The organism is Roseibacillus ishigakijimensis (assembly GCF_016595415.1).
Lineage (GTDB): Bacteria > Verrucomicrobiota > Verrucomicrobiia > Verrucomicrobiales > Akkermansiaceae > Roseibacillus > Roseibacillus ishigakijimensis.
Genome location: NZ_JAENIO010000055.1, coordinates 1 through 20407 on the forward strand (window position 1 = coordinate 1; position 20407 = coordinate 20407).

Annotated in this window: 14 protein-coding genes and 1 pseudogene; 8 read left to right on the forward strand and 7 right to left on the reverse strand. The window is 59.1% G+C overall.

Annotated features, from left to right (window positions below; all coding sequences use genetic code 11):
* From JIN78_RS15430 to JIN78_RS15440, 3 genes and pseudogenes are all read left to right on the forward strand, one after another.
* Positions 1–1615 (forward strand): annotated as a pseudogene (locus JIN78_RS15430) (thrombospondin type 3 repeat-containing protein); the annotation flags it as partial.
* A gap of 5 nt (positions 1616–1620) precedes the next feature.
* Complete coding sequence (locus JIN78_RS15435; protein ID WP_200392894.1) at positions 1621–2229, forward strand: hypothetical protein; 609 nt, start codon at positions 1621–1623, stop codon at positions 2227–2229.
* A gap of 383 nt (positions 2230–2612) precedes the next feature.
* On the forward strand, positions 2613–3746 hold the full coding sequence (locus JIN78_RS15440; protein WP_200392895.1) for a transposase: 1134 nt from the start codon (positions 2613–2615) through the stop codon (positions 3744–3746).
* A 46-nt stretch (positions 3747–3792) separates the two neighbouring features.
* Here JIN78_RS15440 and JIN78_RS15445 read toward each other — a convergent pair whose 3' ends face one another.
* Positions 3793–4101, reverse strand: a complete 309-nt coding sequence (locus tag JIN78_RS15445; protein ID WP_200392897.1) for a hypothetical protein — start codon at positions 4099–4101, stop codon at positions 3793–3795.
* Positions 4102–4136: 35 nt separating this feature from the next.
* Here JIN78_RS15445 and JIN78_RS15450 point away from each other — a divergent pair, with 35 nt between their 5' ends.
* Positions 4137–4730, forward strand: a complete 594-nt coding sequence (locus JIN78_RS15450; protein ID WP_200392898.1) for a hypothetical protein — start codon at positions 4137–4139, stop codon at positions 4728–4730.
* Between the two features lie 93 nt (positions 4731–4823).
* On the opposite strand, the gene JIN78_RS15455 is transcribed toward JIN78_RS15450, so the two are convergent.
* The 6 genes from JIN78_RS15455 to JIN78_RS15480 all read right to left on the reverse strand — a co-directional run bounded on the left by JIN78_RS15455 (position 4824) and on the right by JIN78_RS15480 (position 15885).
* Positions 4824–6404: a DUF4340 domain-containing protein gene (locus tag JIN78_RS15455; RefSeq protein ID WP_200392899.1), complete on the reverse strand. Its 1581-nt coding sequence runs from the start codon at positions 6402–6404 to the stop codon at positions 4824–4826.
* Between the two features lie 48 nt (positions 6405–6452).
* Entirely contained in the window at positions 6453–8405 is a 1953-nt protein-coding gene (locus JIN78_RS15460; protein ID WP_200392900.1) for a Gldg family protein, read from the reverse strand.
* Between the two features lie 39 nt (positions 8406–8444).
* The gene (locus JIN78_RS15465; RefSeq protein ID WP_200392901.1) at positions 8445–9179 is read right to left on the reverse strand and encodes an ABC transporter permease subunit; all 735 of its coding nucleotides are present in this window, start codon (positions 9177–9179) and stop codon (positions 8445–8447) included.
* 37 nt (positions 9180–9216) lie between these two features.
* Positions 9217–9945, reverse strand: coding sequence for an ABC transporter ATP-binding protein (locus tag JIN78_RS15470; protein ID WP_200392902.1), 729 nt, complete (start codon positions 9943–9945; stop codon positions 9217–9219).
* 172 nt (positions 9946–10117) lie between these two features.
* A complete protein-coding gene (pabB, locus tag JIN78_RS15475; protein WP_307833014.1) occupies positions 10118–11368 on the reverse strand; it encodes an aminodeoxychorismate synthase component I in 1251 nt (416 codons plus the stop codon).
* A gap of 134 nt (positions 11369–11502) precedes the next feature.
* Positions 11503–15885, reverse strand: coding sequence for a beta strand repeat-containing protein (locus JIN78_RS15480; protein WP_200392903.1), 4383 nt, complete (start codon positions 15883–15885; stop codon positions 11503–11505).
* A 557-nt stretch (positions 15886–16442) separates the two neighbouring features.
* Between JIN78_RS15480 and leuA the strand changes: the two genes are divergently transcribed.
* The 4 genes from leuA to JIN78_RS15500 all read left to right on the forward strand — a co-directional run.
* Positions 16443–18116: a 2-isopropylmalate synthase gene (leuA, locus tag JIN78_RS15485; RefSeq protein WP_200392904.1), complete on the forward strand. Its 1674-nt coding sequence runs from the start codon at positions 16443–16445 to the stop codon at positions 18114–18116.
* A 64-nt stretch (positions 18117–18180) separates the two neighbouring features.
* Positions 18181–19056: a rhomboid family intramembrane serine protease gene (locus tag JIN78_RS15490; RefSeq protein WP_200392905.1), complete on the forward strand. Its 876-nt coding sequence runs from the start codon at positions 18181–18183 to the stop codon at positions 19054–19056.
* A 53-nt stretch (positions 19057–19109) separates the two neighbouring features.
* A complete protein-coding gene (gene mazG, locus JIN78_RS15495) occupies positions 19110–19934 on the forward strand; it encodes a nucleoside triphosphate pyrophosphohydrolase (RefSeq protein WP_200392906.1) in 825 nt (274 codons plus the stop codon).
* A 134-nt stretch (positions 19935–20068) separates the two neighbouring features.
* Positions 20069–20407 (forward strand): transposase (locus JIN78_RS15500; protein ID WP_200392907.1); only part of this gene is annotated, 339 nt, incomplete at its 3' end.

The following is a 20407-nucleotide window of genomic DNA, read 5'->3' on the forward strand; positions in this document are numbered from 1 at the left end:
CCTCCGCTTCGAGGGCCTGAGCGGCCTGCCCCCGGGGCCCGACGCCGATCTCGACGGCCTCTCCGACAGCCTGGAGAACTATCTCGGAACCGACCCCAACCAGACCGACACCGATGGCGATGGCATGACGGATCGGGAGGAGGTCGAACAAGCCGCCACCAATCCAACACTGGCGGACAGCGATGGCGATGGCATCCCCGATGACCAAGATCCTGACTCCTACCCAGTGACTACTACTGAGTTCCCAGTTACCATTATCTCGGAGGAGGGTCGTTTATCTTGGACTGGAACTGTCGACACTGGGACCGCTGCCTATATGTATCCGGGGGGAGAGAGTCATGCGAATTATGACAGCACTTTCAAAGCGATTGATTACTTTATTCCGGTAAATACGTGGCAATCGTTCAACCAAGCTGCGATGGCAAATGTAGGATTTGGACAATCAGACATAGACGAGGGCTGGCAACCCTTTACGGTTCCTCGAAGTGTCTATTTGGGACGGAACGATACCGGTCACGTCCATAGGATGCATCATACCCAATTGAGGATCAATGTTGCGCAGCCTGCGTCGGAAAACCTTGAGACCCATCGGACTTGGTTGCACTTTTCAGAAGATTTGTCAGCTCCACATGAAGTCATTCTACTTGGGAGAGCGATTGAGCGACTGCGCATTCCCAGAGGAAGAACCACTTCTTTATCCGGGGAAATTGTGGAACAAACTACAAATCTCAACCTGAACCGTCAGGGGATGTTCACTGACCTTATCCAAACAAATACCCGTGAATTCCTCCTGCCGGTGGACATAAGCGTCACAAAGGAAGGCGAGGCAGCCGCACCAGAGGATGGGTTGGTCGTCAAGAAAACCGATACGGTTCGCTACCGCCTGTCACCCGGTTTGCCGGATGCCCCTCTCTTGTTGGAAGACAAGATTCAGTGGCATTGGCGCGTCCTGAAATGGGATGGAACCTATAGCGCCTGGACAGCCTACCAGGACGGGCAAGGTCACACTTTCACGGCCCAGCCTGAGGACGCAGGAATCTACGAGGTCAAAGCGACCATCGACGGCCAAGACTTTTTCCTGAAGCGGAAGAAGGACGATCCTCACTCGGCGAAAAAGAAGGATGAGAACGACTGTTTTGGAGTCGTCGATGAGCAGTGGCAGATCGATGTAAGACACGAAGCCAAAAGGAATTTGGGGAGCAAGGCTTACGCCAAAGCCGTGGCTAACCCTCCATTCAAAGCAGGTTCTTGGAAGTGCAACCAGTTCGTTGGAGACAAGGCAACCGACGGAGGAGCCACCGTCCCCAAAATCAATGGCAACAACCCTTTCCGAAAGCATTACCCGATCGCAAACCAGTGGTCTGAAACAAATCCCAAACATATTCCAAATTGGACTCTGCTTGCCAGGGCAACCTATCCCCAGCCTGGCTGGGTGATCGCAAGAGGTGTTACCGGAGGCACCGGACATACAGGAATCATTGGATATGACGGGGCTTGGATTAACGCAGGTGCAACGGAAGTGAACCGAAAAGCGGATTTGAGAAATGCCTACTACAATGAAGAAGACCCGGCGACTCCTGAAGGGCCAGCTCGCTTTAGGAAATATAACCCGTAACAATCATGAAAAAAATACTTACCTTACTTGTGCTGTTGAGCGCACTCGCCACTTATGAAATCAGAGCTCAAGGGGCACAATACGATATGACAGAAATCAACGAAAAGCTGGAGCTAGTAACCGGAAAAAAATTACACTTACTAGATGACCCCAACGCTTTTTCAAGGCTACAGAGAGATCCAGATTTTGCATTCGTTGAAAACGAATGCAAAACGGACTGGGACAACATCATCGACAATTTTGAGGCTATTGAAGGAGGGGAGGAGACACAGAGGCTTGTCGTGTCGGCACTCCAAGCTCTGGATGCCGGGAACTACATGTCTGCGATCGAGAAACTCGTGACTCGTTTTGAGGCGGGCACTGTTGACAAGCACATCATGCACGAAGTGCTGAATCCGGAAGGACGCATGCGGGCCTTCCTTGCGGACAACCATGCCCATGCGCGAGTCACAGCGGCTCTTAACAAGATCAAGGTCAAGGTCGATGATGCAGACATGAAAACTCAGATTGACGATTTATTGAGTGGTGAAACAAAGACTGGGTTCGACGAAATCCGAGAAGACTTTGCAGGAACTGGATATGGCAATATCCCAACGATAGCACTTGCTGATTGAGAACAGTAAAAGGCAAGTCTACGCCCCAACGCTGTCGCAGAAGCGGAGACCACCCGGTCAAAGAGCAAACCCGTTCCGTCACGTCCCGTGCTGGTGAGGTGCTGCCAGCGGCTTCGCCGGTTCGATGAAAACGCACCTCGCACGAGCCGCGCCGTCACTACGCGCGCTGGTTGTTCGTGGGGCGGTCGTTGGGCCTCGATGGTCGGCTCTTGCGGCTCATTCTTCGCACGCCAATCGCTCCCCTCGGCCACTCCCTTCGCGGTGTTGGCGGCGGTCGTCGCGTCCTCTCCCGTCGCCCGCATAAAAATGCCCGCATAAAAATGCCTGACCCTTAAAAACGGAAATTGACAGCGTGCGCTATTTGTCCCTAGCCTCCCACCATCATGAGACGCCCTCGCATCAAGGCTCCGGAGAATCACCCCGCCGCTTACTATCATTGTGTTTCGCGTGTGGTGGGGCGGGAGTTTTTGCTGGGGGAGGCTGAGAAAGAACAGTTTGTGCGCTACATGCGCCTCTACGAAAAGCTCTATGGTCTGCGGGTGCTCTCGTATGTGGTGATGTCCAACCATTTTCACGTTCTCGTCGAGGTTCCGCAGCGTCCCGCCGAGGAGAAATTGCCGGACGAGGCGGGGTTGGTCGCTCATGTGCGCCGGTGTCTCGGCGAGGGGGAGGCCACCAAGCTGGAATGGGAATTCTCTCTCTATCGCGAGCAGGGAAATACGAAAGCGGCCGAGGAATTGCGCGAAAAATGGCTCAGTCGCATGTGGGATATCAGTCGTTACATGAAGGTGCTCAAGCAGCGCTTCACGCAGTGGTTCAACGGTCGCTACAACCGGCGGGGGACTCTCTGGGAAGACCGTTTTCGCTCCGTTCTGGTGGAAGGAAAAGGGGCTGCGCTCAAGACCATGGCCGCTTACATTGACCTGAATCCGGTGCGGGCAGGCATTTGCGACGATCCTAAGGATTATCGTTGGGGTGGTTATGCCGAGGCGGTTGCAGGAGGTAAGCAGGCGCGGGCGGCTCTGCAGTGGCTCAATTCCTTTGACGTTGGAATGACCGGGGAGGCCCGCGAGCGGGTGAAGGGATCAGGAAAGGAGGGCGGCACAAGTGACTGGGTGGTGACTTGTCCGCCCAAAGAAGCTTTGGAGCGTTGGCGTTGCTATCTTTTCGGAGTTCCTTATTCGCCGTTCGAGCGCGAGGAAGAGCTGGGGAAAGAGGAGATCGGCGGGAGAGCGCGGTTCTTCCGTCGAGGCCTCTCCCGCGAACAAGCCTTGCAAGTTCTCAGCACGGGCGGGCGGTTGAAGCGTAGTGACTATCTGCGCTGCCGGGTCCGGTATCTCACTGACGGAGCGGCTCTGGGGTCGCGGGATTTTATCGAAACGGTCTTCCATTCGGCGCGAGAGCATTTTTCTCCGGCTCGCAAGGATGGCGCGCGTCCGCTCAAGGGGCTGGAGGTGGTTCCCAAGCCGGAGCGCATCTATAACCTTCGGCAGCTGCAGAAAGACGTTCTCACCTGAGGGCTGAGAGGCTGGCCGGAGAGAGTCCTCGTCGGAAATTTGGCGGTTAATCTTCCAGCACTTTGACGATGCGCGCTTTTTCAAAGTCGAAGGAGGTCATCTCGACCTGCACCCGGGTGCCGGGGGTGAGCAGGGGGCGGAGGGAGAGGCTGGCTTTGGCCAGGTGACCCAGGGTGATTTTGCCATTGCGCAGGGCGAGGGAGACGGTGCGTTCGTCGCGTTCAGACGTGACGGTGGCAGTGGTGACGATGGGCTCGGTGGGCATGGAGGAGGGGGCTTTTTGCCCAATGGGCGAGGCAATGGCAATCCTCTTTCTGCCTGTTCCTCTTCCTGCTGTGATGACTGTCGGTGGCATTGCGGCTGGTAGGGGACTCGGCCTAGGGTGGGGTGATGAAACGAAATTGCTCCCTCCTTTTCTCGCTTTTGCTGGCCTTGGCCACAGTGGTGGCGGTCGGTTGTTCGGCCGGAGATAGCAAGGGCGGGATGAGCAAAAGCGGAATCAGCTACTCGCCGTTCCGTAGTTCGCGCGCCCGTCTGGCCTCCGCCCTTTTGGCCCATCCCAATGCTGAATTCGCCAACTATCATGTTAGTGGTAAGCGCGACAATGCCACCGCTCTGGACAATATCAGGCAAACGGCAGCAGGCATGCCGGCGGCCTGCAGCTCCTATGGCCGTGCCCCCGGGGGGTATACCAAATTGAGTCCGCAGATGTTGCGGGCTTTGAAGGTGCTCGCTGACAAGGGCTACAAGTTCCATGTCACTTCCTTGGCCGGGAGTTCGCATAGCTCGCGCTCGCGGCATTATCTCGGGGTTGCCTTCGATGTGAACCGCATCAATGGGGTGCGAGTTTGCTACGGTTCTCCCTATTGGCGGGAGTTCATGCGGCTTTGCCGGGATATGGGGGCGACCGAAACCCTGGGGCCGGGCGATCCGGGTCATAGCACCCACATTCATGTGGCTTGGCCGCGCCCCCGGGGTCAGTGAGAAGGCCTTCCAGAAAATAAAAAAAGCCGGGGCAGGACCCCGGCTTTTTTAAAATCAACTCCAGCTTTTCTCTGGTCCAATGATGGTGCCTTCTCACTCGGATTTCTCCGCGTTGGGGAGGGGAGTTTCTGCTTCCTCGGGATTCCCTGTGTCAGGCTTTTCCTTTTCTTCCCTTTCCGCAGGGTCTTGGTCCTGGCTCGCCTCCTCGTTGCGGACTTGTTCGACAATTTGCCGAATGTCTTCGTCCGCAATCTCTTCGAGCAGGTCGCGGGGGGCGTCGGCTTGAGGAGCGCTCTCCTCGGTGGAGGGCTCTTGGTCGTCGTCGGCTTCGGGGCGGGGCTGTGGGGGGAGAGAGGAATCTTCCTCTTCTTCACTTGGCTCGCCGGCTTCCTGGTCCAAACCGGGAGCGGGAGAATCCGGAGCGGGCACCTGAATGGGGGGCGTGGTCACGGAAGCAGGCTCTTCGGCAGGGGCGAGCGGGCCGGGCTGCGCGGGGGTTACAGTGGGTGCGATGGCTTCGCTCTTCACCACGGGTTTGGCAAGACTGCCCAAGCCGACATTGAGGGCTGAGAGGGTGTAGTCGGCCAAGGTGTAGTGATGCTTGGTGAAGGCTTGCTCGCGGGCGAGTTTTTCCTCCAGCTCCTGGCGGCGGGTCGCAAAGGCTTCATCCGCTGCTTTGGCCTCCTCTTCGCTTTCTTCCTCGGCCTTTTCCCGCTCGCTGGGGAGCTCGGCGCTGACCTTGAGCTTCACCACGAAATCTCCCGCCTGGGGCGTGCTGGCTTCGCTATCGGCGTTGGCAGCCTTCAGCGGAGAGTAGTCGAGGGTGTATTGGAAGCCGTCAAAGGTATTGATAACCAGTTGGCGTTGTTTGTTAGGCTCGCGGATTTGAGTGGCTTTCTCGGCGCTCACGACATCTTCGAACTGAGGAGCGGAGAGGGCGTTTTTGAGTCGGGAGAGTTGGTCTTCCTGCACTTCCCGCGTCGGGGAGAGATCGGCGATTTGGAAGTCGCTATCCGCATCGGGCCGGCTCACACTCCAGGCTTCCATGGTGTCGTCTTCTCCCGGGGTGAAGGCGATGGACTTGATGCCTTCCACCTGGATGAAGTCGCTAGCCAGCCATTGGGTGGCGTCGACGGTGAGATCGGAGAGGGTGTCGTTGATGGCGTAAACGGCTTCAGGCTCGCTGGCGAGGCGCACGTAGCGTCCGCCACTGGCGTTCTCCCCGGCCGCACTTTTGCCGACAAAGATCGTTTCCAAGTCCTTGCCATCTCCGCTGCGGAAGGAGATTTGATAGCCGTGGTCCTCTTGGTTGGCGGCTTCTCCGTCCATCCCGAAGCGGGCATTGAAGGCGGTGCCGGCCGCGCGGCTCTGGGTGACCTTGGCCTCGGTGAGGGAGCGCAGGAGACGGGCCAGTTTGGCAAAGTCCGCCTCGTAGCCATCGCGTTCCGCGACTGACCATTGGTTTTCGTCCTTGCGCAGGGTCAAGGTCTCATGGGCTCCCTCGATGGCGATGGTGGTCACGTCGGCGAGGGGAAGCTTCTGCAAGAGAACGGCCCCGGCCTCCAGCTGGGTCGGGCTTTCACTGCCTTTGCCGGAGGTGGCTTTCACGATGAAGGTCAAGAGGGCCAGCACGGCCACCAGAGACCAGAGAATGATAACGAATCGTTTGCTCATATCTTGTGATCAGTAAGGGGTTCAGAAATCAGGGTTCACGGGGTGGGGTTAGCGGGCGGAGGTGGCCAGGCGACGCTTGAGAAAGACTGCCAATCCAATGAGGATGACGATGCCGGGCACGATGAAGAGATTGGCCAACGTGTAGCGGGTGGCTAGCTGGTCCTTTTTGCGGCGCAGGTCTTTCTCCAGTTCGCGGAGGTCTTGGCGCGCTTCTACCTGCTTGGCCACCACTTTGTCGTATTCCTCTTTCACTTCGCCTTCCAGGGCGACGCGACCGTTCTGCTGCTGGGCTTGGATGAGTTCCTGCAGGCGTTCTCCCAGTTGATCGAGTTCGTTCTGGGCTTTGTCCCGTTCTTCTCCGAATTTTTGTTCAAACTCGGTTTCCATGTCCTGGATGACGGTGAAAGGACGGCGGCTGTCGTTGCGCGAGCGCGAGCCGATGAGGTGCTTGGATCCGGTCACTTGATCGAGAATATTGAGCAAGAAGGCCACGTTGTCCCCCTGGGGGGCGAACATGCCACCAAAGACCTGCTGATAGGCAAAGTTGTCGCCAATGAAGTCACTGTCGGCAATGAGGAAGACGTTGCCGGGGGTGGAGGATTCGGTCAGGCCGGCGGGCTTTTCCTCGTCTGCGGCTTCCTCTGCTTCTGCGGCTTCGGCGACCGCGCTTTCTTCTTCGTTTTCTTCCGTGTTTTCCTCCTCGGCTTTCACCTCGGTGGGATCTCCGTCGGGGAAGGCGGTCTGGAAGTGGCCCTGCACGTGGAGGGCGAGATCGTAGGCTTTGTCATCCTGACGGATGGCTCCCAGGAGACGGGGATCGAGCCGGGAAGCGCTCATGCCGTCAACGAAGCCGGCCTGCCGGGTGGTGCGCACCAGCGAGGTGTGCTCGAGGCCCTTCTTGCCTTCTGGAGTGAAGGCTCCGGCGAGGACGAAGAAAAGGTTGTTGAGGTTGCTGGTGATGAGGTTGTCCTTCTGCGGGAGGGCATCGCGGGTCAGGGAGAGGGCCGAGGTGGAGGCCCCATCGCGGAACTGGGTGCGGTAATTGCCGTCGGCGACGACCTCGTGGGAGACGAATTGCACTCCCCAGGAATCCAGCAGCTGGTCCGAAAAGGTGGAGCTGGTGGGTGTGCCGGCTTGCCCCATCATGGGATTGCCTCCGCCGGTCTGCTGAGCAGTGATGGAGAAGGCGTCGAGCGCCGCCACAATGGTGCCACCTGCCAGGAGGTATTGGTCGAGACGGTATTCGGTCTCTTCGCTGATGCCTGCCGGGTGGATGACGAGGACGGCGGCCAAGCCATCGAGGTCGGCTGCGGTGGGGGTCATACCGAGGTCTTTGATCTCATACATCTGCTGCAGCTGCTGATAGATGACGAAGGGGCGGCCGGGCATCTGGCCGGGCATCATCGCGGGACCGCCGCCCAGGGGGAGGGCGGACATGATGCCCAAGGTGGGGCGATCCGTGCGGGCTACCCGGGCAATGGCGGAGGAGAGTTGATACTCCAGCTGGGTCTCGGCCTCGGGGGCGAGGTAGGGAATGGCCGCTTTCTCATCGAGGAAAGAGACGCTCAATCCCAGGTAGAGGTTTTCTCCGTTGATCGATTGGCCCGCGATGCCATCGAGATTGGCGGAGTCTTCCGCATCGGTATCGGGCTTGGGGTCCAGATTGACGATGCGCAGGTTGTCCCCAGCCAGGGACTGGTAGCGCTTGAGAAGGCCGTCGACCTTCTTCATGTAGAGCTCCAGATTGCGGGGCATGAACTCCGCGTCGCGGGTGGCGTAGTAGTTGATGACGACTTCGGCTTCGCTCTCCTTGAGGTCTTCCAGGATGGCCTTGGTGCCGGGGGTGAGGGTGTGGACCTTATCCTCGGTCAGATCGAGGGTGCGATTGCCAATGGTGGACAGCGAGACCAGCCAATTGGCGAAGAAGGCGATGAGAACGAGGGCGACAATGCCGAGAACGGTGGTCAAGACCGGATGGTGGGCTTTTGTTTGGCTACTCATTGTTTTTCTAAAGGTTGAGAACTGTGAGGAAAGAGATGGTTAACTGCGGCGGGCGGTCAGGATGGCGGAAGTTCCCAGCAGGGAAGCCACGATGGTGGTGGCGAACCAGATGAAGTCCTGCAGACGGAAGGCTCCGCGCATGAGGGAATTGAAGTGATCCCACACCCCGAAGGCGACGAGAGGCTCCACGCCTCCTTCGGGCAGGGCCTTGGTGATCTCGATGATGACGGCATCGAAGCCAATCATGACCATGAAGACGCAGATGGCGACTGAGACGATGAGGCAGACCACTTGGTCGCGGGTGAAGGCGGAAACCAGCATGGTGATGGCCAGGAAAGTGCAGCAGACCAAGAAGGAGCCCAGGTAACCGGAGAAAATGGTGAGGTTGTCGGGCTCGCCCAGTTGATTGACCGAGATCCAGAGGGTGAAGGTCAGGGCGATGGCCAGCAGGCAGACGGTGGCGGCGGCGAGGTATTTGCCCAAAATGGCGGACCAGGTGGAGGTCGGGAGAGTGCCCAGCAGCTCGATGGTGCCGGTGCGCTGCTCATCGGACCACAGGCCCATGCCGATGGCGGGGGCAAGCAGCATGAAGAGCCAGGGATTCCAGTAAAAATGGGAATAGGCGAGGTTGGCGTCTCCGATGCGGAAGAAGCCGCCGAAGGTGAAGGTGAGCCCCATGGAGAGGAGCAGGTAAATGACGATGATGGCGTAGGCCGTGGGCTGGGTGAAGAAGGCAGCCAGCTCGCGTTTATAGATGGAAAGAATGGATTTCATGACGAAAAAAAATTCGGTTGGTTCGCGTTACAGGTGCTCAGGCGGCCATGTCGGCATCGCCTGTGGTGACTTGGTGGAAGAGCTCGTAGAGGGAGCCTTTTCCTTTTTCCTTGAGTTCGCCGGGGGTGCCGTCCGCGACGATTTTTCCCCGATCGACAATCACGGCGCGGGAGCAGGCGGCTTCCACTTCTTCCAGGATGTGGGTGGAGAAGAGGACGGCTTTTTCCTCGCCCAGCTTCTTGATGAGCTTGCGCACCTCTTGCTTTTGATTGGGGTCGAGACCGTCGGTGGGCTCGTCGAGGATGAGGACCTCGGGGTCGTGAATGAGGGATTGGGCCAGGCACGTGCGGTGGCGGTAACCCTTGGAGAGAGTGTCGATGGATTGCTTGGCCACGCTCTCGAGGAAGCAGGTCTCGATCACGCGGTCGACGGCCTCCTTGCGGGCGCCGCCGGTGAGGCCCCGCATCTCGGCGATCCACTTGAGAAAGCTGGTCACCGTCATGTCGTTGTAGAGGGGGGCGGATTCGGGCAAATAGCCGATCTTGCGCTTGGCTTCCTCAGGCTGGTCGATCATGGAGATTCCGCAAATCTCAATCGAGCCCGCGCTGGCCGGGAAGAAGCCGGTCACCATGCGCATGGTGGTGGATTTGCCGGCTCCGTTGGGGCCGAGGAATCCCAGCACTTCGCCTTTGTTAACGGTGAAAGATAGGTCATCCACGGCCACTTTGGGCCCGAAGCGTTTGGTCAGGTTCTTGACGTCGATCATAGGTTAACAGTTTTTCGTTCTCGAAAGGCACAGGCCCATACAAGGTAAACGGGCGGAATCTTAGTCACTTCGTCCATTTTTCAAGAGAAAATTGGCAAAGGAAGCGCCCCATTTCCAGCGGCCGGGCCGGGCCCTTTTTTTTCCAGAAATTTCCGCCAGGAGCAAGTTTTCGCTAGGAGAGGGCGAGGCGCAGCCCTTCCGCCTTGTGCAGGGTTTCCTCATACTCGGCACTCGGGACGGAATCCGCCACGATTCCGGCCCCGACGTGGTAGTGGGCCAGGCCCTTCTCGCCCACCAGGGTGCGGATGGCGATGCTGAACTGCGATTCGCCATTGAGCCCAAAGTAGCCGATGGAACCGGTGTAGAGGCCGCGGGGAGAGGGCTCCAGCTCGGCAATGATCTCGCAAGCCCGCTTCTTGGGAGCGCCGGTGATGGAGCCGCCGGGCGAGCAGCTGGCCAGGGCCTGGAGGTGGTCGATGTTGGGCCGCAGGGTGGCGGAGACGGTGGAAACGAGATGGTGGACCTGGGCCAGGGACTCGAGCTGGGCAAGAGCCTCCACCCGCACGCTGCCGAATTCACTCAACTGGCCGAGATCGTTGCGCAGGAGGTCGGTGATCATGAGGAGTTCGGCCATCTCCTTCTCCGAGGTGCGGAGCTCGTGGGAGGAGCGCAGGTCCCGGGCGGGGTCGGCAAAGCGGGGCCGGGTGCCCTTGATGGGGCGGGTCTCGATGCGGTTGCCCGAGAGGCGCAGGAAGAGCTCGGGCGAGGAGGAGAGGATTTCCCGTTCGCCCGTATCAAGATAGGCTGCCATGGGGGCGGGGGAGCGGCTGCGGAGTTTTTCGTAATAGGAAAGAAGCCGCCCTTTGCGCAGGGGAGCGGTAAACTGCTGGGCGAGATTGACCTGATAAATGTCGCCCGCCGCGATGTAGTCTTGGGCCCGGGCTACGGCTGCCTCGAATTGCTCCCGGGTGAAGTTGCTGCGCCAGGTCCCCAGCTCGGCCACGGGTATCTCTCCCGCCGCAGGATCGAATTGCCGGGAGAGGCGCTCGCCCCCGACTTCGAACCAATCCCCGTGCAGGTGGGAGTAGAGGAGGAGATGGCGATAGAGGCCGAACCAGAAGCGGCCGTCGTAGTCGACAGTGCCCATCCACGCTCCCAGCGGGAGACCTCGGTCGGGGCCGGAGTGCAAGGTCTCCCGGTAGCGAGCGGCCAGGGAGGCAAAATCTGCGGGCACCTGTAGCGAGCCGGTGAGGATTTCCTCCGGATCGGCTGCCAAGAGGGAACAGGGCGCGGCGGCATTGCGGGGCAGGTTGCCTGCGGAGTCGAGAAAGACCAGATGGCGCAGATGGGCCAGCCCTTGAAAGACGTCCAAGGGGGAATGGTGCCAGGGGAGCGGCTGCAGCTGGAGCGATTGCGTCTGCACGAAAGCGGCGATTGTAATGCGATTTCTGCCCGGGGCAACCGCCCTTTCAAGCGGGCTGAAAGTAAAAAAGCCCCCGCCCGACCAAGGGCGGAGGCTTTTATGGATTGCCAGGCAGATTCTTTTGCGAAGGCCCCTTACTCGGCCACCACGGGCAGAGAGGCTACGATGCGGGCGAAGAGCTTGGGCTCGTCGGTGAGGGAGAGGGTCACTTGGACCGTTTCCACCGCACCCTCTGTGGAGAGGACGGTTTCCACTGCTCCGGTGTCGGGGGTGAATTCTTCCAGATCGGTCGAGGTCATCGCCACGAAGCTCAAGCCAGTGAGGGCGGGGTTGCGCCGGGTGTAGCTGAAGGTCAGTCCATCGGCGCTGAGAGGCTCGACGATGGGGCTGGTGCTGGCCACCACCGGGTCGAGCCCGAAGGTGTATTCGAGCTCGTTGCTGAAGCCGTCACCGTCGAAGTCTTCCCCGCGGGCGGTTCCGGCCTCGCCGAAGGTCCAGCCCTGTGCGGCTCCCCACACCACGTAGTCGTCTTGGGGCGAGACCAGCAGGATGCCTGTTCCCGAGAAGTGGTTGTCGTCGATGTTGTCCGCGCCGGAGCCGGAGGCACCGTAGCTTCCCGCCGCCATGTTCTCTCCATTGATGGTGAGTTGGGCGATGGTGTCGGTCCCTTCGAAGTCGAGCTTGACCTCTCCCAGTTCGCCAATGCTGAGGCTGGACTCGTCATCCAGGCTGGGAGTGGTGAGCTCGAGGACGGCGTCATCACCCACCGCGTGGTCGCCAGTGTGGGTGTTGGTGCCCATCAGGCGCAGGGTGCCCTCCAGCACATTGAAGCCGACTCCGCCACTCACCGTGCCCCCGCTTTGCACCATCAGGCCGGGGCCCGCTTTGGTCAGGGTTCCGTTGTTGGTGATGTTGCCGGTGACGAGGAGATCGGTTTCGGCCGCGCCGTCGGCGACTTGGAAGGTCTTGTTGCCCACCATGTTGATGCGGGCCGCCATGGTGGATCCAGCGGCACTTTCTTCGAAAATCCAAGGATTGCCCCCAGTGGTGCGAATCTCGCTCGGGCCGGTGGTGAGACCGCCGGTCATGCGGAATCCATTGGCGTATTGCTCATTTTGGAAGAACCAGGTGCCACCATTGAGGTGGACCTCGCCGGGGATGCCCCCTCCGCCCAGTCCGCCCAAGGAGTGGACGGCGGTGTTCAGAGTGGCTCCCGTGTTGATGGTGATGGTCCGATCGGTGGCGAAGGGGGTGGCCCAGCCGCCGCTCCGCACGAAGAGAGTGCCGCCATTGATGGTGAAGTCGGTCGAGTTTCGCGCTCCCGGGGTCCAGACGTTGTTGCCTTCCTTGATCACGAGGCCACCGCCAGTGAAGGGCGAGGTGGTGGTCAAGTCATCTGAACGGTCGATAATGAGCTGGGCTCCCTCGGCCACTGTGATGGCGTTGGCATTGGCAAAGGAACCGGTGGTCCCGCCGTTGCCCAGCTGGAGGGTGCCGGCCTGCACCTCAACGGTTCCGGTCAAGGTGTTGTCGTTGAGGAACGTGACGCTGCCATCGCCGGTCTTGACGATGTTGCCGCTACCAGAGATGGGATCGCCTTGGAAGGTGTAGCTCGTGGCGCTTGTGTTGTTAAGCTTGACCACCGCCGGAGCAATGGAGCCACTGATGGTGACGGTTTCCTCTGCTCCCAGGTCATTGAAGTTAACGACATCGGAGTCATAGAAGTTCGAGCCGGCTCCGTCATCGAAGTTCATCGTGGTGTTGTTGTCCCAGATGTCGTTCACCCCTCCAGTCCAAGTAATTTCGGTGAAGGAATCCACGGTGACGTCCACCGTGGAGGCGGCGGAATTGTCCACCAGACTGTAGCTGTAATGGGGGTTGGAGGAACTCACGGAGAGGGCGGAGAATCCCAGACCCTGGATGGAGCCATCATAGCCGATGATGCTGAAGGTTTCTCCAACGGTGAGGCCGCGCTGAGGCTGAATCTGGACTTCGTGAGCTCCGCTGATGGTGAAGCCATTGTTGTCGAAGATGGAAAGGAAGTCGGAGGTGGCTCCTCCCACGCGGTAGGTGGAGGTGGAGCCGGCCGAGAAGTCGACTTCCAGCGGCTCACCGATTCCAGGCGTGCTCGTGGTTCCGGCCGCCAGATCCCCTCCTGCATTGACGGCAACGAGGCCGGCCCCGCTGCTGGCGCCATTGATGCGCAGAGTGCCCTCGTCGACGGCAAGGGTTCCTTCGAAGCTGCCAACCTCGCTGTAGTCGAGGGTGAGAGTGCCCGCGCCCGTTTTGCTAATCGTGCCGGTGCCGAAGAAGTCGTCGCTTTGGGTGGCCACCAGTCCGTCCGCGACTTCGATGCTGGAAGTGGTGCCGTCGGTCGCTTCCAGCAAAGAGGTCCAGGTGCTGGTCGCTGTCGCGGCCAAGGTGCCGCCAGAGAGAATGATGGTGTCATCCGTTCCCGCGTTGCGGGAGCCGAGGGAGCCCACTTCGACCCGTCCATTGGGGGCAATGGTGAGCGAGGCCGAGACCGAGGCCGTGTTTCCTTTTCCATCCAGGTCGATTCCGGGGACTTGAAGGAGGGCTGGGGAGGTGCCGCCTCCCACAATCATGTCTCCTTCGCCATCCCAGCCGATGTTGATGTAGCGAGCATCGCCACTGTTGCCGGCCATCGCCGTGGCATCAAGGGTGCCTCCCGTGAGGTTGTATTCGCGTCCCGGGCCTGCCCAGTGACCGATGCGGATGCCATTGCCACCCGCCGTCATGGTGATGGTGCCGCCAGTCTGATTGATGATCGCACTGGTGTTCCCGCCTGCTCCGATATTCAGATAGTTGGCCGTGAGGCTGGCTCCGTCTTCCACGAGGAGATTGCCGTTGCCTAGGTTGACATTGCCTGCAAAGGCGGTGGTGCCATTGCCGAGGATAAGCTCACCTCCTGTCGCGCTCAGCGTCACGGGAGTTTCCGCGCTGGCTAGGGTGGTGTTGGTGAGGGTCAGCGAGCTGGTGCCGGTCTGGGTCAGTCCTGAGCCGGCGGCAGCGGTAATGGTTTTACCAGAGATGGCGGCATCGGTAAAGTTGTAGGCCAGAGTGCCACCCTCCAGCGCGATGGCGCCCGTGTGGGAAGGGGCAAAGGTGAGTGTGGTGGTGCCGCCATCGGATTTGACCAAGGTGCCCGCTCCCGCGAGCTCCCAATCCACTGTCCGGGTGCCGGCCAGGGCCAGTTCCCCGGCGGAGATGGTGACCAGGCCGTCGAAGTCGCCTTCCCCCGCTCCGAGGGTGAAGCGCCCGTCGCCCACTTTGTCGAGCGAGCCCGAGCCGTTTAAGTCTCCGTAGAAAGAGCTGTCATTGCCGTTCCCCAAGGTCAGAGTGGACCCAATTCCGATAGTGAGATCGCCGGAGCCGGCAAGCTCGGGAAAGGTCTGATCCGAGACCAGATCGAGGAGCCCATTGCTAGTGACTTTCCCGGTGATGGTGGCGGGTTGGAACAAGGCCACCAAGCCGGAAGTGTTCAAGTCGTCAGCCAGGACGGTGGTGTCCATGTAAAGAAAGGTGTTTCCGTCTGCACGCAGGAGAGCGAGGCCTCCCGTCATATCGATGGTCCCACCGACCAAGGAAAAGTCGATCACCGCCCCGTAGTCCCGCGCCCAGATGGCATCCACTTCCTGCGTGCCGCTGACGGTGATTTCCAAATCGGTGTTCTGGTCGTTTCCAGCGGCCAGCACGGCCGCGTTTCCGGGAGTCCAGCTCCCGGTTGCTGAGGCTCCGCTCGCGTCGCTGCTCCAGTTGGAGTCCGTCCAGCTGCCGTCATTGTTGCCCCCGCCAGCGGTTGCCCCGTTGACGTCCCAGTAGGAGAGGGTGCCTTCGTAAGCATTTGCAATTTGCAGGCCGGCCAAGGCGGCTCGCGTCGAGCCGCGCACGGCGGAGAGGCTCACTCCCGGTTGGGCGACTATTTTCAAATAGTTCGAACTTTCAGAGAGGGTGTCTCCAGTGGAGAAAAGATCGATGGGGTAAGTGTCCCCGGAACCCGCTGCTGGAATTGTTCCCGTGCCATCCCCCTTGTAGTAAGTCCCATTGACCAAAGGGGGCATCAGGGTGGTGTTCTGATTGTGACCGGTGATGAGGTAAATGTCATTGAGGAGGTAAGGGGAGTCGATGTTCACCGTCCAGCCGGGAGCGCTGTCATCCAGATACCCATTGGTGAGGTCGCCATTCTCCGAGGTTGCGGTCGCACCGGTCGAGGGTGTGAACCAAGTGTTGTTGGCGGACCAGCTCACTGTTGCCGGCACGGTGGCGCCTGTGCTGTCGATGACTTCGCTCAAGGTTCCCGTTCCGCCTGTGGTGTTGTTCCACAAATTGCCCGCAATCGGGAGGGCTCCCGAGAGCTTGCCTTCTTCCGTTACCGCGCTGTTGGTGTCGGCGGGTTGTCCTTCGGTTCGTTCCGCGCCGAAGTTGATGCTGATGCTCTGCCCGGAAAGGGAGCCTTGGGCCAGGGCAAGGAGGGTTAAGAGGAGTGTCGGTTTCATGGTCGGTATTCAGTATGGTCTAGGTAAAACCTTCTATCGATTGAGAGAAAATTTCACGGATTGTCACTTTTTGCTAAAATTAGACCTCGTCGTCAATGTCTAATTTTTTATAAAAATTGCCTTTTTGACCTTTCGTCGAACGGGGAGATTCTGAGCATTTCCTTTGCCAAGTTTCCCTTTCTTCCTGATGGACAACTCTCAAAGAGGGCAATGGTTTCACTTCGGATTCGATAGTGTAATTGGTTAACTGTTTCTGTTTTCGATGTTTGCGATTTTCTAGTTACAGGAGCTGAGTGATTCGGGTGAGAGAGAAAAAGTGGCAATATTTTGCCAATAGACCTCGACAATGGGCGGGCTTTCCGCTAGCCCTCGGCCCGTGATGTTGAACCTTGAGCTCCTTTTGCTCCTCCTCCTTGCCTAGTGGCCGGGTGGTGAGATTTTTTTGTTCAACGTCACGGTCCTTTCTCTTCCCCACTCTCGATGGGAAAAAGGACGACTTTGGCGCTTGGCAAAGGGAACGGGTTCACCAAGAACTGACCTCAGAAGAAACCAAGCTGATGAAAATCGAATCGATTGCCAAATACCGTCCCTTTCCCAAGGTGGACCTGCCGGATCGCACCTGGCCGGACCGCGAAATCACGAGTGCCCCGCTCTGGTGCTCGGTGGACCTCCGTGATGGCAACCAGGCTCTCCCGGTGCCCATGTCGGTGGAGGAAAAGCTGGAAATGTTCGACCTGCTCGTTGGCATCGGCTTCAAGGAGATTGAGGTGGGTTTCCCCAGCGCCAGCGATACCGAGTTCCAATTTCTGCGCCGCCTCATCGAGGAGAATCGCATTCCCGAGGATGTGACCGTGCAAGTGCTGGTGCAGACCCGGCGCCATTTGATTGAGCGCACTTTCGAGGCCATCAAGGGGGCTCGCCGGGCCATCGTGCACATTTACAACTCGACGAGCACCCTGCAGCGACGGGTGACCTTTTCCGATGCCAGTCGGGAAGACATTCGCAAAATTGCCGAGGAAGGCGCCCGTGTGGTCAAGGAACTGGTCCCGACCATTCCCGAGACCGAGGTCGTGCTGCAGTATTCCCCCGAGTCCTTTTCCGATACCGAACTGGACTTCGCCCTGGAGATTTGCAGCGCCGTCATCGACATCTGGGAGCCGACCCCCGATCGCAAGATGATCATCAACTTGCCCGACACCGTGCAGTGGACCACCCCGAATGTGCACGCCGACCAGATCGAGTGGATGTCGCGCCATCTGCCGCGTCGCGATTCGGTCATCGTTTCCCTGCACACCCACAATGACCGGGGCACGGGCGTGGCCGCTACCGAGCTGGGTCTGATGGCGGGGGCCGACCGGGTGGAAGGCACCTTGTTTGGCAATGGCGAGCGGACGGGCAACCTCGATATCGTGACCGTGGCCTTGAATATGAACTCCCACGGCATTGCCAGTGGTTTGGACTTTTCCGATCTGCCCGCCTTGCGCGAAGTTTACGAGCGCACCACCCGCATGGTGGTCCCCGAGCGCCAACCCTATGCCGGCGAATTGGTCTTTACCGCCTTCTCCGGCAGTCATCAGGACGCCATTAAAAAAGGCTTCGACCGTCGGGCCAAGGAGGGGCCGGACACTCCTTGGGGAGTTCCCTATCTGACCATCGACCCAGTCGATATCGGCCGCAGCTACGAGTCTATCGTGCGGATCAACTCCCAGAGCGGCAAGGGCGGAGTGGCTTATATTCTGGACAAGGACCACGGATTCGATTTGCCCAAAACCATGCACCCGCAGGTGGGTAAGCGCATCTATGATTTGGCCGACGAGGAAGGCCGCGAATTGTCGGTGGACGAAGTGGGCGAAGCCTTCCGTCGGGAGTTCCTGAATGTGGAAACCGAACTGGTTCTGCTGGATTACGAGCTCGACCACCATGTGGGCCAGCGGGGCGAGGTCGGCTGCGTGGCCAAGGTCAGCCGCGAGGGCGAGGAGCACGAACTCAAAGGCATCGGCAATGGCCCCATCAATGCCTTCGTGCACGCGATGGAGGAATGCGGGTGGAAGGACTTTGTCCTGACCGACTACCGCTCCCATGCGGTGCGGGGTGGCTCCGGGGCGGATGCTGCCGCCTACGTGCAACTGCGCAAGGATTCTGGTCAAATAGTCTGGGGTGCGGGGGTGGATTCCTCCATCGAGATGGCCGGGGTCAAGGCTCTGGTCTGCGCCTGGAACTTGCTGCGCTGATTTCCTTTTCGCTTCGCTCGTCCTCCCGCTTGTGGGGAGGGCGGGCAGGTGGTATCAGTGAGCAATGAATTCCAGTTACGGCAGCGGTTCCTTTGGGATGGGTGGTGGCCACTGGCAGCCCCCGCTCTTTCACATTGGCAAGATTCCCATCCACATCACCGGATTGGTGATTCTGCTGCAGCTTGTCGGCATGCTGGCGGTCGTCATTCTGGGAGAAAAAATTGCTCCGGTCTCGGCCCTCGTTCCCAGCGAGTTTGTGAACGGGGCGGTCTGGCAAGTCGTGACTTATCCGTTCTTCGCTCCCCCCTCGGTCTGGCTCTTGCTGGGGCTCTACTTTTTTTACCATTTTGGTGGTATGGTGGAGAACGCGTTAGGTCGGGCCGGGTATGTCCGCCTGCTGCTCGCAGTCATGCTCACTCCCGCTACCGTGGTGGTGCTGGCGGATATGTTGGGAATTGATGGCTACTTGGTAGGGTCCCACCTACCCCATCTCGCCGTCTTCGTTGCGGCCATTGCCATGATGCCCAATGCTCCCACCCTGTTGCTGGGTTTTCCCATCAAGTGGCTCGCGGTCGCCTTTGTGGCCATCGCCTTTTTACAGTACGCCTTTTATCGCAACTGGGGAGCCTGCCTGGCCTTGGTAGCGGTGGTTTACCTTGCCCTCTGGTGGATGCGGCGGGCCGGTCACCTCAGTCAGTGGGGCGTGGTCGAAGATGTCTTCGGACCTCGTTCCTCTTCTGGGAGGAAGCGCAAGACCAGTCGTCAAAAGAAAGCTCCCGGCAAGAAACGGGTCTATGAGCAAAAGCTGAAACCGCGCAGCTCTCTCTCTCCCTCCGCTCACCAGGACATCGATCGCATTTTGGATAAAATCAACGAGCACGGTCTTCATTCCCTCACCGAGGACGAGCGCCAGATTTTGCAGAAGGCGAGTAAGAAGTAGCGTCTTCACGACAAAGGATTGCCCCGAGTGCTCATTGCGCTATCAAGGCCCTCATGACCGATGAGGAAATGATCTCTTGTCAGGAGAAAGGGCGTCAAGTTGAGCGTCTCCGTGCCATCATGCACCGCTTGCGAGCGCCCGGCGGTTGTCCCTGGGATGCCGAGCAATCCCACGAGTCCCTCGTCTCCAACCTTCTCGAGGAAGCCTACGAAGTCGTCGCCGCCATTCGCAGTGGCGATGACGAAAATTTGCAGGAAGAGCTTGGAGACGTCCTCCTGCAAGTGGTCTTCCACTCCGAAATTGCCAGCGAACGGCAGGGCTTCGACCTTGATGAAGTGGCCCGAGGGGTGTGCGACAAACTCATTCGCCGCCATCCCCATGTCTATGGGAAAAATCAGGCGGGCGATAGCTCCGCGGTGCTCAAGCAATGGGAGGAAATCAAGCGGGCGGAAAAAGGTGCGGAGGAAAAGCCCTATTTACACGGTGTCGGGGCCGGTCTGCCCGCCACTTTGCGCGGCTACAAACTCCAGAAGAAGGCCGCCAAGGTTGGCTTTGATTGGTCCAGCGCCCAAGGAATCGTCGGCAAAATCGAGGAGGAGCTCCTCGAAGTGAAAGAGGAGCTTGCGCGCGTCGAGAGGGGGGAAGATGCCCATCGCGAGCTCGAAAAAGAAATTGGCGATCTCCTCTTCGTCACGGTCAATCTCGCTCGCAAGCTCAAAATTGATCCCGAAGTCGCTTTGGAAGGAACCAACGTCAAATTCGAGAAGCGTTTTGCCTACTTGGAAAAAAGACTGCAGCAAAGAGGGATTGGTCTGGAGGAGGCAACCTTGGAGGAAATGAACGACCTTTGGGAAATCGCGAAAACCGAGGCCAGGTAGCGCTAAGGAAAAGTGGCAAACTAGAAAGAAAAAGTCAAAATGGCTACGTTCACTAAACGTGTCCTTTTCTAAATATTACCTGTCCCCTTTTAGAGAAAACTTGACGACTCTTGCGCTTTCGCTACCTTCGCTCCATGCGTCGACGTCGTTTCCTGGCCCCGAAATCCCATCCCGTCGCCTACTATCACTGCGTGTCCCGGGTCGTAAACCGCGACTTCGTCTTCGGCGAAACCGAAAAGGCCCGCTTCTACCACCTGATGCGCCTCTACGAAAAACTCTACCACCTCCGAATCATCTCCTACTGCATCATGTCCAATCACTTCCATCTCCTCGTGGAAGTCCCCCAGCGCCCGCCGGAAGGAGAGCTGCCCGACGACGAAGGGCTCATCGCACACGTCCTCGACTGCCTGGGCGAAGGCCCCGCCACCAATCTCCGTTGGGAGCTCGCGCATCACCGCAGCCAGGGCAATCAC

Coding starts and splice junctions, on each gene's coding strand:
- JIN78_RS15435 (WP_200392894.1), top strand. CDS start 1,621: ATGAAAAAAATACTTACCTTACTTGTGCTGTTGAGCGCACTCGCCACT.
- JIN78_RS15445 (WP_200392897.1), bottom strand. CDS start 4,101: ATGCCACCGACAGTCATCACAGCAGGAAGAGGAACAGGCAGAAAGAGG.
- JIN78_RS15470 (WP_200392902.1), bottom strand. CDS start 9,945: ATGATCGACGTCAAGAACCTGACCAAACGCTTCGGGCCCAAAGTGGCC.
- JIN78_RS15480 (WP_200392903.1), bottom strand. CDS start 15,885: ATGAAACCGACACTCCTCTTAACCCTCCTTGCCCTGGCCCAAGGCTCC.
- JIN78_RS15455 (WP_200392899.1), bottom strand. CDS start 6,404: ATGAGCAAACGATTCGTTATCATTCTCTGGTCTCTGGTGGCCGTGCTG.
- JIN78_RS15465 (WP_200392901.1), bottom strand. CDS start 9,179: ATGAAATCCATTCTTTCCATCTATAAACGCGAGCTGGCTGCCTTCTTC.
- JIN78_RS15490 (WP_200392905.1), top strand. CDS start 18,181: ATGAATTCCAGTTACGGCAGCGGTTCCTTTGGGATGGGTGGTGGCCAC.
- mazG (WP_200392906.1), top strand. CDS start 19,110: ATGACCGATGAGGAAATGATCTCTTGTCAGGAGAAAGGGCGTCAAGTT.
- JIN78_RS15440 (WP_200392895.1), top strand. CDS start 2,613: ATGAGACGCCCTCGCATCAAGGCTCCGGAGAATCACCCCGCCGCTTAC.
- leuA (WP_200392904.1), top strand. CDS start 16,443: ATGAAAATCGAATCGATTGCCAAATACCGTCCCTTTCCCAAGGTGGAC.
- JIN78_RS15450 (WP_200392898.1), top strand. CDS start 4,137: ATGAAACGAAATTGCTCCCTCCTTTTCTCGCTTTTGCTGGCCTTGGCC.
- JIN78_RS15460 (WP_200392900.1), bottom strand. CDS start 8,405: ATGAGTAGCCAAACAAAAGCCCACCATCCGGTCTTGACCACCGTTCTC.